Genomic DNA, 13,038 nt, shown 5'->3' with positions numbered 1-13,038 from the left:
GGAGCGCCCCATGGCCATCCTTACCACCCAGATCAACACCCGCAGCCCCGAGTTTGCCGCCAACTCCGGCGCCATGCTCGAGCAGGTCAACCACCTGCGCGCCCTGCTCGCCCAGGTGCAGCAAGGCGGCGGCGCGAAAGCGCAAGAGCGTCATACCTCGCGCGGCAAACTGCTGCCACGCGAACGCATCAACCGCTTGCTCGACCCTGGCTCGGCCTTTCTTGAAATCGGCCAACTGGCCGCCCACGAGGTGTACGGCGAAGACGTGCCAGCGGCGGGCGTCATCGCCGGCATCGGCCGCGTCGAGGGCGTGGAGTGCATGATTCTGGCCAACGACGCCACGGTTAAAGGTGGCAGCTACTACCCGCTCACAGTAAAAAAACACTTGCGCGCACAAACCATCGCCAAGGAAAACCGCCTGCCGTGCATCTATTTGGTGGATTCGGGCGGCGCCAACTTGCCGCGCCAGGACGAGGTGTTCCCCGACCGCGAGCACTTCGGCCGCATCTTCTTCAACCAGGCGAATATGAGTGCCATGGGCATTGCCCAAATCGCCGTGGTAATGGGCTCGTGCACCGCCGGTGGCGCCTATGTGCCGGCCATGTCGGACGAAACCATCATGGTCCGTAACCAGGCCACCATCTTCCTCGCCGGGCCGCCGCTGGTGCGCGCAGCCACCGGTGAAGTGGTGAGCGCCGAAGACCTGGGCGGTGCCGACGTGCACTGCAAAACCTCCGGCGTTGCCGACCACTACGCCGAAGACGACGAACACGCCCTGGCCCTGGCGCGACGCTGCATCAGCAACCTCAATTGGCGCAAGCAAGGCCTGGTGAACAGCCGTCCGGCGCAGGCGCCGCTGTATGCCAGCGACGAGCTGTACGGCGTAATTCCCGCCGACGCCAAACAGCCCTTCGACGTGCGCGAGGTGATTGCGCGCCTGGTCGACGGCTCGGTATTTGACGAATTCAAAGCCCTGTTCGGCAGCACGCTGGTGTGCGGCTTCGCCCACCTCAACGGCTACCCGCTGGCGATCATCGCCAACAACGGCATTTTGTTCGCCGAGTCGGCGCAAAAAGGCGCGCACTTTATCGAGCTGGCCTGCCAGCGCGGCATTCCGTTGCTGTTTTTGCAGAACATCACCGGCTTTATGGTCGGGCAGAAATACGAAGCCGGCGGTATCGCCAAGCACGGCGCCAAGCTGGTGACCGCCGTGGCCTGCGCCAAGGTGCCGAAATTCACCGTGATCATTGGCGGCAGCTTTGGTGCCGGTAACTACGGCATGTGCGGCCGCGCCTACGACCCGCGTTTTCTGTGGATGTGGCCCAACGCGCGCATCGGCGTAATGGGCGGCGAGCAGGCAGCAGGCGTATTGGCGCAGGTAAAGCGCGAACAGGCCGAGCGCAGCGGCCAGCAGTTGAGTGCCGAAGAAGAAGCGGCGATCAAGCAGCCGATTCTGGCCCAGTACGAACAGCAGGGTCACCCCTACTACTCCAGCGCCCGCCTGTGGGATGACGGCGTGATCGACCCGGCGCAAACCCGCGACGTGCTGGCCTTGGCGCTGTCCGCCAGCCTGAATGCGCCCATCGAGCCGACCCAATTTGGTGTGTTCCGGATGTAATCCGGCCACCCCGACGAGACTTGTGCCATGACCGATTTCACCACTCTTGAACTGGACATCTGCGCCAACGGTATTGCCACCCTGTGGCTCAACCGTCCGGAGAAAAACAACGCCTTTAACGCTGAGATGATCCGCGAGCTGATTCTCGCCCTGGACACCATCAAAGCCGACCGCAGCCTGCGCTTTATGCTGCTGCGCGGGCGTGGCAAACACTTTTGCGCCGGTGCCGATCTGGCCTGGATGCAGCAGTGCGCCGCGCTCGACTACAACGCCAACCTCAACGACGCCCGCGAGCTGGCCGAGCTGATGCACAGCCTGTATCACCTTAAGCTGCCGACGGTGGCCGTGGTGCAGGGCGCGGCCTATGGCGGCGCGCTGGGGTTGATCAGTTGCTGCGACATGGCCATCGGCACACGCGATGCGCAATTCAGCCTCTCGGAAGTGCGTATCGGCCTGGCGCCGGCGGTGATCAGTCCCTTTGTGGTGCAAGCCATTGGCGAACGCGCCGCCCGCCGTTACGCGCTCACTGCCGAACGCTTCGACGGTGAACGGGCGCAACAGTTGGGCCTGCTCGCCGAGTGCTACGCGCCGGAGCAGTTGGAAACCGAGGTCGCTAACTGGACCGCCAATTTGCTGCTCAACAGCCCGCAGGCCATGCAAGCGAGCAAGCAGCTGATGCAGGAAGTGGGCAGCGGCGTACTGACCCCGGCCCTGCGTCGCTACACCGAAAATGCTATCGCCCGCATCCGCGTCAGCGCCGAAGGGCAGGAAGGCCTGAACGCCTTTCTAAATAAACGCAAACCCGCCTGGCAGGAGCCGCAGCCATGATCGACCGTCTATTAGTCGCCAACCGCGGCGAAATTGCCTGCCGCGTGATGCGCACTGCCAAAGCGTTGGGCATCAGCACCGTGGCCGTGCACAGCGCCATCGACCGCAACGCCCGCCATGTGCGCGAGGCCGACCTGGCCGTTGACCTGGGCGGGGCCAAGCCGGCGGAAAGCTACCTGCTGGTGGACAAACTGATTGCGGCGGCCAAGGTCAGCGGCGCCCAGGCCATTCACCCAGGCTACGGGTTTCTCTCGGAAAACGCCGGCTTTGCCCGCGCCATTGAAGCTGCCGGGCTGATCTTTCTCGGCCCACCGGCGTCGGCCATTGATGCCATGGGCAGCAAATCCGCCGCCAAGGCGCTGATGGAACAAGCCGGCGTGCCCCTGGTGCCCGGCTACCACGGTGACGCCCAGGATATCGCCACCTTCCGCGAGGCCGCCGAGCGCATCGGCTATCCGGTGCTGCTCAAGGCCACCGCTGGTGGCGGCGGCAAGGGCATGAAGGTGGTGGAACAGGAGAGCGAGCTGGCCGAAGCCCTGGCCTCGGCCCAGCGCGAGGCACTGTCGTCGTTCGGCAACAGCCAGATGCTGGTGGAAAAGTACGTACTCAAACCCCGGCACGTCGAGATCCAGGTCTTTGCCGATCAGCACGGTAACTGCCTGTACCTGAACGAGCGCGACTGCTCGATTCAGCGCCGCCACCAGAAAGTAGTCGAAGAAGCACCGGCCCCGGGCCTCGGCCCCGAGTTGCGCAAAGCCATGGGCGAAGCGGCGGTAAAAGCGGCGCAGGCCATCGGTTATGTCGGTGCCGGCACGGTGGAGTTTCTGCTGGATGCGCGCGGCGATTTCTTCTTTATGGAAATGAATACCCGCCTGCAGGTGGAGCACCCGGTGACCGAAGCCATCACTGGCCTCGACCTGGTAGCCTGGCAAATCCGCGTGGCCCGTGGCGAAGCGCTACCGCTGACGCAGGAGCAGGTGCCGCTGATGGGCCATGCCATTGAAGTGCGCTTGTACGCCGAAGACCCGCAAAATGATTTTCTGCCGGCCACCGGCACGTTGCAGTTGTACCGCGAATCGGCACCGGGCGAAGGCCGCCGGGTAGATAGCGGCGTGGCCGAAGGTGATCAGGTGTCGCCCTTCTACGACCCGATGCTGGGCAAGCTGATTGCCTGGGGCGCCAACCGCGAAGAGGCGCGCCTGCGCCTGCTGGCCATGCTTGATGAGTTTGCCGTCGGCGGCGTAAAAACCAACCTGGCTTTCCTGCAACGCATCCTGGCCCACCCGGCGTTTGCGGCCGCAGAGCTGGATACCGGATTTATTCCACGCTATCAGGAGCAGTTGCTGCCAGCGCCCGCCGAGTTGCCGCCGGCATTCTGGCAACTGGCCGCCCGCGCCTGGCAGCTGACGCAAGTGCCGCAGCAACGCGACGATGATCCTTATGCACCCTGGGCTGGCACCAGCGGCTGGCGTGCCGGCTTGCCGAGCGAAACCGACCTGCACTTGAGCTGCGGCAGCGAACAACAGGTGGTGCGCCTGCGCGGCAATGACGCCAGCGTGCGACGCCAGGGTGACTATGTGCAGGTGGAACAGGACGGCCTGCGCCGCCAGCACCTGGCAATCCGCCAAGGCGCTACCCTGTTCCTGCACTGGCACAGTGAACTGCACGCCGTGCAGCTGTTCGACCCGATTGCCGCTGCCCAGGCCAGCCATCAACAACACGGCGGGCTGACGGCGCCCATGAACGGCAGTATCGTGCGCGTGCTGGTCGAACCGGGCCAAACTGTAAAAGCCGGCACCGCCTTGGTGGTGCTGGAAGCAATGAAAATGGAACACAGCATCCGCGCGCCACAGGACGGCATCGTTAAAGCGCTGTATTGCGCTGAAGGCGAGATGGTGGCCGAAGGCGCGGTGTTGGTGGAATTGGAACCCGGTTCGGCGTAAAAGCTCGTCGCCGGTGGTCCCTTCGCCCCTGGCCCCCCGCCTTCGCGGGGGTGACGGTGTTAAAGGGCAAACATCCGTCCTTCCCGCGCAGGCGGGAACCCAGAATTGCAGGCCAGCGCGCGTTCAACGTAGCACCACATTTGGAGACTTACTATGCCCCTGCCCTCCCACGTCCGTCTGGTCGAAGTCGGCCCGCGTGATGGTTTGCAGAATGAAAAACAGGCCATTAGCGTCGAGGCCAAGGTGCAGTTGGTTAACCAGCTGTCTGCCGCAGGTCTGGGCTATATCGAGGTAGGCAGCTTCGTCTCGCCCAAGTGGGTGCCGCAGATGGCTGGCTCGGCCGAGGTGTTTGCGCAGATCCAGCGTCTGCCGGGCATTACCTATGGCGCGCTAACGCCCAATCTCAAGGGGCTGGAAGCGGCCATAGAAGCCGGCGTGACCGAAGTGGCGGTATTCGCCGCAGCTTCCGAAGCCTTCTCGCAGAAGAACATCAACTGCTCCATCGCCGACAGCCTGGCGAGATTTCAACCGGTAATGGAGTTGGCGCAACAGCACCAGATCACCGTGCGCGGCTATGTATCGTGCGTCCTGGGCTGCCCGTACGAGGGTGAGGTCGCGCCAGAGCAAGTGGCGATGGTGGCCCGCGAGCTGTTTGCCATGGGCTGCTACGAGGTGAGCCTGGGCGACACCATCGGCACCGGCACGCCGAGCAGCACCCGGACAATGTTCGAGGTGGTGGGCCGCGATATTCCCCGCGACAAACTCGCCGGGCATTTCCATGACACCTATGGCCAGGGCCTGGTGAATATCTACGCCAGCCTGCAGGAAGGGATTTCGGTGTACGACAGCTCGGTGGCCGGTTTAGGTGGCTGCCCGTATGCCAAGGGCGCCACCGGCAATATCGCGACCGAAGATGTGCTGTACATGCTTAACGGCATGGGTATCGAAACCGGCATCGACATGGCCAGGCTGATTGCTGCCGGTCAGGGGATTTGCGAGGTGCTGGGCAAGGCTAATGGATCGCGGGCGGCTAAGGCGGTTTTGGCGAAGCAGTAGAGGTTTGTCTCAGCCGAGATTCTGGATCCCGGCCTTCGCCGGGATGACGGCGTTCTTTTTCAAAACGGCGCAGGCCGGGATCCAGAATCGCGAAGGCCTCAAAAATTACTGCGGATGCACCAACGCCAACAACTGCATCAACCCCGCCGCCGCAAAATCCCCTTCCAATTCCGCCAGGCTGGCCGTGCGCATCGGCAACGGCTGCTGGCGGTGGCCATGAATCAACAGCCCGCCCAGCTCACCCAGAAACGGGTTATGGCTGACCAGCAGAATTTCGGCATCGTCGCGCTCGTCCAGGTAGCTCAACGCTTCGCGCACGTCGCTATCGGGCGTCGCCCACGGCGCCGTGCCCACCGCGCCGCGAAAGCCGATGGCCTGGCGCACCAGTTCAGCGGTTTGCTGCGCACGCAGATAAGGGCTGGCGAGAATGGCCGACAGCGGCCGGCCGTGCAGCTGCGCCGCGCTGTGCAGCACTTCTTCACGACCATGGGGCGTTAGCGGCCTTTCGGCATCCGTGGGTGCCTGGGGAAAGGCTTCTCCGTGGCGCAGTAACCACAAGCGCATCAGAGCTTGGGCTCTTCGTCACGCACTGGATGCGGCGCGGGCGGGATGCTGTGGGCCGCTTCGCCATCGGGTTCACGGGCGGTCGGCCAATCGGCGAACGGCCAGGGCTTTTCTTCAGTGTTGAAAGTGCCGAAACGGCCGATCTGCGCCAGGTATTGGCTGAGGCTGTCACCAAAGGCCAGAAAGCTGGCGTTCGGCGCGCCGTAGAAAACCCGGTACACCAACTGAATCAGCACCACGAAACCCAGCAGGGTCGCGGCGATCTGCCAGCACAGGGTGAACACCAGCATCCAGACGATACGCAGGCCGATGGACTCGCGTTCCAGGCTCTTGTCGAGGTTGTCACTCATGGCACTCTCCCTATCACGTAGAACCAGCGGCTATCAGAAGCCGGTGGTGGAAATGAAGTCGACGTCGGTCTTGGGTTCGGCCAACATCAGCCGCTCGATCACCTGCGCCAGCGTACGCCCTTCAAACAGAATGGCGTGCAAGCCCATTACCAACGGCATATAGGTTTGCAGCTGTTCAGACTTCACCTTGAGTACCTTGAGCGTGTTGACGCCCTCGGCCACTTCGCCCAGGCGGGTAACGGCCTCTTCCAGACTCAGCCCTTCGCCCAGGGCGTAGCCCACCTGAAAGTTGCGACTCTTGGGTGAGGAGCAGGTGACGATCAGGTCGCCCACGCCCGCCAGGCCCAGGAAGGTCATGGGGTTGGCGCCCAACTTCACGGCAAAGCGGGTCATTTCCGCCAGCGCGCGGGTAATCAACATGCTCTTGGTGTTCTCGCCCATCTCCAACGCCGCCGCCATGCCGGCAATGATGGCGTACACGTTCTTCAGCGCGCCGCCAAGCTCCACGCCAAAACGGTCGCCGCTGGCATACACGCGGAACGTGCGGCCATGCAGGGCGGCCTGCACGCGCTGGCAGAGCTCGTCGTCTTCGCTGGCGACCACGGTGGCGGTCAGCTCATGGGCGGCGATTTCCTTGGCCAGGTTCGGCCCGGACAACACGCCAATGCGCGCTTGCGGGGCGATTTCTTCGATGATCTGGCTCATCAGCTTGAAGGTTTGCGCTTCGATGCCCTTGGTCAGGCTGACCAGCAGCTTGCCGGCCAGCACGTCGGCGAAAGGCTGCAACACGCTGCGCAAGGCGCTGGAGGGCAAGGCGACAAAGATCAGTTCACAGGCGATGAGCGTGTCGGCGAGGTCAGTGACGGCCTCGACGTTGGGGTGAATTTTCACCCCTTTTAGGTAACGCGGGTTTTCGCGGTTGGTGCGGATGGCTTCGGCCTGCTCAGGGTCGCGCATCCATTGGCGTACCGGGTTGCCGTTCTCGGCCAGAAGGTTGGCAATGGCAGTGCCGAAGCTGCCGCCGCCGAGAACTGCAATGGGTTGCTGAACTGTCATAACCAATCCGTAGTGAGCCATCGTGCATGGCGGGCTGCCGGCATTATTACGGAGCAACCGCGCTGCGGCCAGTGTTGCGCGCTACCCTTTGCGGGGCGTGACGCAAAAACCACAGCCCCACCGCGCCGATGGCCGTATGAACAGGTAGACTTGCCCGCTTTGAATAACATCCCGCAGCGCCAGGCATGGACACGATCGTTTCACGCAATGGAAGCGGAGGAGTTTTAATTCCATGAAGCTGCGCCGTGGTTGGGACATCCATACCCGCACCCAGCTGATCAGCGTAGGCCCGGCCCTGCTGCTGACGTTGCTGCTCACCGGCTTTTTCACCTTCGTGCGCCTGCAGGACCTGCGCCAGGAGCTGAACCACACCGGTCAGCTGATCGCCAACCAACTGGCACCGGCCACCGAATACGGGGTGATTGCCGGCAATATCCAGGTGCTCAACACCCTGCTCAAAGCCACGCTCGACACGCCCCATGTGCGGTTTATCGAGGTGCGCGACCGCCAGGACAATATCCTCGCCTACGAAGAACAAGCCGCCCCGCAGGATAAAAGCGCCACCCAGGTGGAGATTTTCCATGCGCCCATTCACCTGCAACGCCTGGCCCTGAGTAAAGAGTTGCCCTATTCGGCCGGCAGCGGCGGCAACCATATGGACAACGACTACCTCGGCCGCGTGGTGGTGGGCATGTCCAACGATGCCTTCAATAGCCAGCAGCAGGCCATCCTGCTCAAAGCCACAGTGCTGGCCCTGTTTGCCTTGCTGCTGACCTTTCTGGTGGCGCGCCGCCTGGCCTGGCGGTTGTCGCAACCGATCAGCACCATGGCCGATGCGGTAAAAGCCATTCAGGCCGGCAACTACCGCACCGCCCTGCCCGAGGTGGACGACAACGAACTCGGCGGCCTGGCCCGGCACATCAATAACCTGGCCAGCGCCCTGGAACAGGCCAGCCTGGAGCAGCAGCAAAGCATCGCCCAGCTGGTAAAAGCGCGGGAAGAATCCGAGCAGGCCAACCGGGCCAAATCCGACTTTCTGGCGATGATGAGCCACGAGCTGCGCACCCCCATGAACGGCGTGCTGGGTATGTTGCAGCTGCTTGAAACCACCGAGATGACCGACGAGCAGGCCGAGTACTCGGCGCTGGCTACCGAGTCCACCGAGCACCTGCTCAAGGTCATCAACGATATCCTCGACTTCTCCCGTATCGAGCGTGGCGCCCTGGAGTTGGAGCGCATTACCTTCAACCTGCTGGAGTTGATCCAGAGTTCGGCCCAGGTGTTCCAGCACAGCGCCCACCAGCGCGGCCTGGCGCTGCAATTGGATACGCAGCCAGGGCTGGAGCAGTTGGTGGTCAAAGGCGACCCCACGCGCATCCGCCAGATTCTGGTAAACCTGCTGGGTAACGCGCTGAAGTTCACCGAGGAAGGCAACATCCGCATCGAAACCCGCTGGCAGGCATTGGACAACGAAGTGTTGTGGTTCAGTTGCGCGGTGCACGACAGCGGTATCGGCATCTCGCCGGAGCGTCTGGAGCATATGTTCGATGCCTTCCAGCAAGCCGACAATTCTATCTCCCGCCGCTACGGTGGCACCGGCCTGGGCCTGCCCATCGCCCGCACCCTGGCCGAGCGCATGGGCGGCACCCTGAATGCCGAAAGCCAGGAAGGCCGGGGCTCCATCTTTACCCTGGAAATTCCGCTGCCCTTTGCCCGCCACAACGAGCGGGCCGTGGAGGCCAGCGTGGACGACGCCAGCTCCGGCATAGGCCACAAGGTGCTGCTGGTGGAAGACAACCCGGTCAACCAGACGGTGATCGAAGCCATGCTGCGCAGCCTTGGCTATCAAGTCAGCCTGGTGGGCGATGGCGCTCAGGCACTGAGCACCGTGGAACGTCATGAGTTTGCCGCCGTGCTGATGGACTGCCGGCTGCCGGTGATGGATGGCTACGAAGCCACTCGCCAGATTCGCCGCCTGCCCGAGCGTGCCCAGGTTCCGATCATTGCCCTCACCGCCAACGCCTTGCAGGGCGACCGCGAGGCCTGCCTGCAGGCTGGCATGAACGATTACCTGGCCAAGCCGTTCAAGCGCGCCGACCTGCAACGCATTCTGCAAGCCTGGGTGGCACCCCGACCTTTGGCGAGTAGCCAGAGCGGCAGTTGAACGGGAACATGCCTAGCTGTCACATAGTCGTAATAGCGTTACAACATGAGCGCGTCAGGGTGGGACCCAGCCGGCGCCGACAATGGTAGAGTGCGTCGGGCACGGGTGTGGCGCATGGCCCTTTGCCGGGCAGACGGAACATTGGGTGTACAACTGTGCTCAGAGTCTGTGACTTTCACTTCAACGCAACAGTCTATGACTACGCTGGTAGCTACGAAGCCCTACATACATGGGGCATCATTCCAATATCGCACCAGCCTAGATGATTCGCTTAGCCCTGCCGCACGGGGATTATTGAGGAGCTCGCATGTCCAAACAGAACGCTTACACTCGGGAAGACTTGCTGCGCTGCAGTCGTGGCGAGCTATTCGGCCCAGGTAACGCGCAACTGCCCGCCCCTAACATGCTGATGGTCGATCGCATCACGCATATCAGTGACACCGGCGGTAAATACGGCAAAGGCGAGCTGGTCGCCGAACTCGATATCAACCCGGACTTGTGGTTCTTCGCCTGCCACTTCGAAGGCGACCCGGTAATGCCGGGCTGCCTGGGCCTGGATGCCATGTGGCAGCTGGTGGGCTTCTACCTAGGCTGGCAAGGCAACCCCGGCCGCGGCCGCGCCCTGGGTTCGGGCGAAGTGAAATTCTTCGGTCAGGTTCTGCCGACCGCCAAGAAAATCACCTACAACATTCAGATCAAACGCACCATCAACCGCTCCCTGGTGCTGGCCATCGCCGATGGCACTGTGAGTGTCGATGGCCGCGAGATCTACAGCGCTGAAGGGCTGCGTGTCGGCCTGTTCACTTCCACTGACAATTTTTAAGGGTTATCCGCATGCGTCGCGTCGTGATCACCGGTCTGGGTATCGTCTCCTGCCTGGGCAATGATAAAGACACCGTCTCCGCCAACCTGCGTGCTGGCCGGGGCGGTATCCGCCACAACCCGTCCTACGCTGAAATGGGGCTGCGCAGCCACGTTTCCGGCTCCGTTGACCTCAACCTCGAAGAGCTGATCGACCGCAAGGTGTTCCGCTTCATGGGTGATGCCGCGGCCTACGCCTACCTGTCGATGCAGCAGGCGATCGAGGACTCGGGCCTGACCCCGGAACAGATCAGCAATCCGCGTACCGGCCTGATCGCAGGTTCCGGCGGCGCCTCCACCATCAACCAGATGGAAGCCATCGACACCCTGCGCGAAAAAGGCGTGAAGCGCATCGGCCCATACCGCGTTACCCGCACCATGGGCAGCACCGTATCGGCTTGCCTGGCCACGCCGTTCCAGATCAAGGGCGTGAACTTCTCGATCTCCTCGGCATGCGCCACCAGTGCTCACTGCATCGGTCAGGCCATGGAGCAGATCCAGTTGGGCAAACAGGATGTGGTCTTCGCCGGTGGCGGTGAAGAAGAACACTGGAGCCAAAGCTGCCTGTTCGACGCCATGGGTGCCCTCTCCACCCAGTACAACGACACCCCGGAAAAAGCCTCCCGTGCTTACGATGCCAAGCGTGACGGCTTCGTGATCGCTGGCGGTGGTGGCATGGTGGTGGTCGAGGAGCTGGAACACGCTCTGGCCCGCGGCGCGAAAATCTACGCCGAAATTGTCGGCTACGGCGCGACCTCCGACGGCTACGACATGGTCGCCCCAAGCGGCGAAGGCGCTATCCGCTGCATGCAGCTGGCGCTTTCCACCGTTGACGGCCCGATTGACTACCTGAACACCCACGGCACCTCGACTCCGGTAGGCGATGTGGCGGAAATCAAAGGCGTGCGTGCGGTGTTTGGCGACAAGGCCCCGCCGATCAGCTCCACCAAGAGTCTGTCCGGTCACTCCCTGGGCGCCGCAGGCGTACACGAAGCGATCTACTGCATGCTGATGATGGAAGGCAACTTCATTGCCGGTTCGGCCAACATCGACGAACTGGACCCGGAAGTGGCCGATCTGCCGATCGCCACCAAGACCCAGGAAAACGTCACCCTCAATCACGTGATGAGCAACAGCTTCGGCTTTGGTGGCACCAACGCTACCTTGGTAATGAAGCGCTGGGCTGGCAAGTGATCTGATTGGCGGCATAAAAAAGGGGCTCATTAAGAGCCCCTTTTTTTTGCTTCAATTTTTACTTCGGCTTGCGACCGAACCCCGGACGCTGTCCAGCACCACCCGAGGGCCCGCCACGCTTGGGCGCTGGCTTGCGCGCCGGGCGATCAGCCAACTCGATACCGACGCGCACCGGCTTGCCGGCCGGGCGTTTCTTGTTGGTATCGCTCGGGCGCTCAGCGACCGGCGTACCACGACCACGTGGCGCCGAATCCGGACGTGGGCCGCTGCGCTGCGGACGCTCACCATTTTCCGGACGCGGTGTACGCGCAGGACGATCAGCACCCTCACCACGCGGCGCACGCACCGGTCGATCAGCACCCTCACCACGTGGAGCACGAGCAGGACGATCAGCGCCCTCACCACGCGGAGCACGAGCAGGACGCTCCGGGCCGCCGTCCAACGCTGGGCGCAAGGTACGCTCCGGGCGTGTGCCACGGCCGACCGGCTTGGCCGACTTGCGCTGCAAGCGGTCGAGCTTTTCCTTGGTCTTCTGCTTCATGCCCTCTTGCTGCACAGACGCCAGGCCTACTTCGGCGGCGAGAATGTCTACTTCGCGCTGGCTCATTTCGCGCCAGCGGCCCATGGTCAGGTCGGAGGTGAGAAATACCGGGCCGAAACGTACGCGCTTCAGGCGGCTGACCACCAGTCCCTGCGATTCCCACAGACGACGCACTTCGCGGTTGCGGCCTTCCATCACCACGCAGTGGTACCAATGGTTGAAGCCTTCGCCACCCGGCGCTACCTGCACGTCGGTGAACTTCGCCGGGCCGTCTTCGAGCATCACGCCGGCCTTCAGGCGCTCGATCATTTCGTCGTCGACTTCACCGCGTACGCGCACGGCGTATTCACGGTCCATCTGGTACGAGGGGTGCATCAGGCGGTTGGCCAGTTCACCGTCGGTGGTGAACATCAGCAAACCGGTGGTGTTGATGTCGAGGCGACCGATATTGATCCAGCGGCCATCTTTTGGACGCGGCAAACGGTCGAAAACGGTGGGACGCCCTTCCGGGTCGTCGCGGGTGCAGATCTCGCCGTCAGGCTTGTTGTAGATCAGCACGCGGCGGGTTTCTTCGCTGGCTTCTTCACGTTTGAGCAAGCGGCCATCGACAGCGATGGCGTCATGCAGATCAACGCGCTGACCCAAGGTGGCTAAGTTGCCATTGACCTTGACCCGGCCTTCGGCAATCCAGGCTTCAACGTCGCGACGTGAACCCATGCCAATACGGGCCAGGACTTTCTGCAGTTTTTCCCCTGCTGGGCTGTATTCTTCCGATTCACTCATAGGCACCTCCCGGTGTAGTCATCAGATACCTCGACGAGGTCTCGTCGAGGGGCGCGCATCATACGCTGCGCCGCTCAGCA

General features: G+C 62.7%; 11 protein-coding genes. 7 read left to right on the top strand and 4 right to left on the bottom strand.

Going from position 1 to position 13,038, the window contains the following annotated elements; translation table 11 throughout:
* Nucleotides 1–10: 10 nt before the first annotated feature.
* The 4 genes from PKE98_RS19595 (at nt 11) to PKE98_RS19580 (ending at nt 5,445) form a co-directional block, all read left to right on the top strand.
* Nucleotides 11–1,618: a carboxyl transferase domain-containing protein gene (locus tag PKE98_RS19595; protein WP_271197007.1), complete on the top strand. Its 1,608-nt coding sequence runs from the start codon at nt 11–13 to the stop codon at nt 1,616–1,618.
* Nucleotides 1,619–1,645: 27 nt separating this feature from the next.
* The gene (locus PKE98_RS19590; protein ID WP_271197006.1) at nt 1,646–2,446 is read left to right on the top strand and encodes a gamma-carboxygeranoyl-CoA hydratase; all 801 of its coding nucleotides are present in this window, start codon (nt 1,646–1,648) and stop codon (nt 2,444–2,446) included.
* Nucleotides 2,443–4,389 (top strand): acetyl/propionyl/methylcrotonyl-CoA carboxylase subunit alpha, encoded by a 1,947-nt coding sequence (locus PKE98_RS19585; RefSeq protein WP_271197005.1) that lies wholly within the window; start codon nt 2,443–2,445, stop codon nt 4,387–4,389. Before PKE98_RS19590 ends, PKE98_RS19585 begins: the two co-directional genes overlap by 4 nt.
* A 153-nt stretch (nt 4,390–4,542) precedes the next feature.
* Complete coding sequence (locus PKE98_RS19580; RefSeq protein WP_271197004.1) at nt 4,543–5,445, top strand: hydroxymethylglutaryl-CoA lyase; 903 nt, start codon at nt 4,543–4,545, stop codon at nt 5,443–5,445.
* A 105-nt stretch (nt 5,446–5,550) separates the two neighbouring features.
* Here PKE98_RS19580 and sixA read toward each other — a convergent pair whose 3' ends face one another.
* Genes sixA through PKE98_RS19565 form a run of 3 tightly spaced genes read right to left on the bottom strand, consistent with a single transcriptional unit; the run spans nt 5,551 to nt 7,415 of the window.
* Nucleotides 5,551–6,009, bottom strand: a complete 459-nt coding sequence (sixA, locus tag PKE98_RS19575) for a phosphohistidine phosphatase SixA (RefSeq protein ID WP_271197003.1) — start codon at nt 6,007–6,009, stop codon at nt 5,551–5,553.
* Nucleotides 6,009–6,359, bottom strand: a complete 351-nt coding sequence (locus PKE98_RS19570) for a DUF4389 domain-containing protein (RefSeq protein ID WP_271197002.1) — start codon at nt 6,357–6,359, stop codon at nt 6,009–6,011. The genes sixA and PKE98_RS19570 overlap by 1 nt, the downstream gene beginning before the upstream one ends.
* A 33-nt stretch (nt 6,360–6,392) precedes the next feature.
* Entirely contained in the window at nt 6,393–7,415 is a 1,023-nt protein-coding gene (locus tag PKE98_RS19565; protein ID WP_271197001.1) for an NAD(P)H-dependent glycerol-3-phosphate dehydrogenase, read from the bottom strand.
* Between the two features lie 232 nt (nt 7,416–7,647).
* On the opposite strand from PKE98_RS19565, the gene PKE98_RS19560 reads away from it, so the two are divergent.
* From PKE98_RS19560 to fabB, 3 genes are all read left to right on the top strand, one after another.
* Nucleotides 7,648–9,579, top strand: coding sequence for an ATP-binding protein (locus tag PKE98_RS19560; RefSeq protein WP_271197000.1), 1,932 nt, complete (start codon nt 7,648–7,650; stop codon nt 9,577–9,579).
* A gap of 307 nt (nt 9,580–9,886) precedes the next feature.
* Nucleotides 9,887–10,402, top strand: coding sequence for a 3-hydroxyacyl-[acyl-carrier-protein] dehydratase FabA (fabA, locus tag PKE98_RS19555; protein WP_108098153.1), 516 nt, complete (start codon nt 9,887–9,889; stop codon nt 10,400–10,402).
* A gap of 11 nt (nt 10,403–10,413) precedes the next feature.
* Nucleotides 10,414–11,634, top strand: coding sequence for a beta-ketoacyl-ACP synthase I (gene fabB, locus PKE98_RS19550; RefSeq protein ID WP_271196999.1), 1,221 nt, complete (start codon nt 10,414–10,416; stop codon nt 11,632–11,634).
* A gap of 58 nt (nt 11,635–11,692) precedes the next feature.
* Here fabB and rluB read toward each other — a convergent pair whose 3' ends face one another.
* Nucleotides 11,693–12,958, bottom strand: a complete 1,266-nt coding sequence (rluB, locus tag PKE98_RS19545) for a 23S rRNA pseudouridine(2605) synthase RluB (RefSeq protein ID WP_271196998.1) — start codon at nt 12,956–12,958, stop codon at nt 11,693–11,695.
* Nucleotides 12,959–13,038 lie beyond the last annotated feature (80 nt).

Origin of the sequence: Pseudomonas turukhanskensis, from assembly GCF_027922365.1 — a bacterium.
Lineage (GTDB): Bacteria > Pseudomonadota > Gammaproteobacteria > Pseudomonadales > Pseudomonadaceae > Aquipseudomonas > Aquipseudomonas turukhanskensis.
The sequence above is the reverse complement of the archived record's forward strand: the minus strand, read 5'-3'. Positions and strand labels throughout refer to the sequence as shown.

Bases quoted from the DNA above. Each gene is read 5' to 3' on its own strand.
- PKE98_RS19580 (WP_271197004.1), top strand. From the start codon at position 4,543: ATGCCCCTGCCCTCCCACGTCCGTCTGGTCGAAGTCGGCCCGCGTGAT.
- fabA (WP_108098153.1), top strand. From the start codon at position 9,887: ATGTCCAAACAGAACGCTTACACTCGGGAAGACTTGCTGCGCTGCAGT.
- PKE98_RS19565 (WP_271197001.1), bottom strand. From the start codon at position 7,415: ATGACAGTTCAGCAACCCATTGCAGTTCTCGGCGGCGGCAGCTTCGGC.
- rluB (WP_271196998.1), bottom strand. From the start codon at position 12,958: ATGAGTGAATCGGAAGAATACAGCCCAGCAGGGGAAAAACTGCAGAAA.
- PKE98_RS19560 (WP_271197000.1), top strand. From the start codon at position 7,648: ATGAAGCTGCGCCGTGGTTGGGACATCCATACCCGCACCCAGCTGATC.
- PKE98_RS19595 (WP_271197007.1), top strand. From the start codon at position 11: ATGGCCATCCTTACCACCCAGATCAACACCCGCAGCCCCGAGTTTGCC.
- PKE98_RS19585 (WP_271197005.1), top strand. From the start codon at position 2,443: ATGATCGACCGTCTATTAGTCGCCAACCGCGGCGAAATTGCCTGCCGC.
- fabB (WP_271196999.1), top strand. From the start codon at position 10,414: ATGCGTCGCGTCGTGATCACCGGTCTGGGTATCGTCTCCTGCCTGGGC.
- PKE98_RS19590 (WP_271197006.1), top strand. From the start codon at position 1,646: ATGACCGATTTCACCACTCTTGAACTGGACATCTGCGCCAACGGTATT.
- sixA (WP_271197003.1), bottom strand. From the start codon at position 6,009: ATGCGCTTGTGGTTACTGCGCCACGGAGAAGCCTTTCCCCAGGCACCC.
- PKE98_RS19570 (WP_271197002.1), bottom strand. From the start codon at position 6,359: ATGAGTGACAACCTCGACAAGAGCCTGGAACGCGAGTCCATCGGCCTG.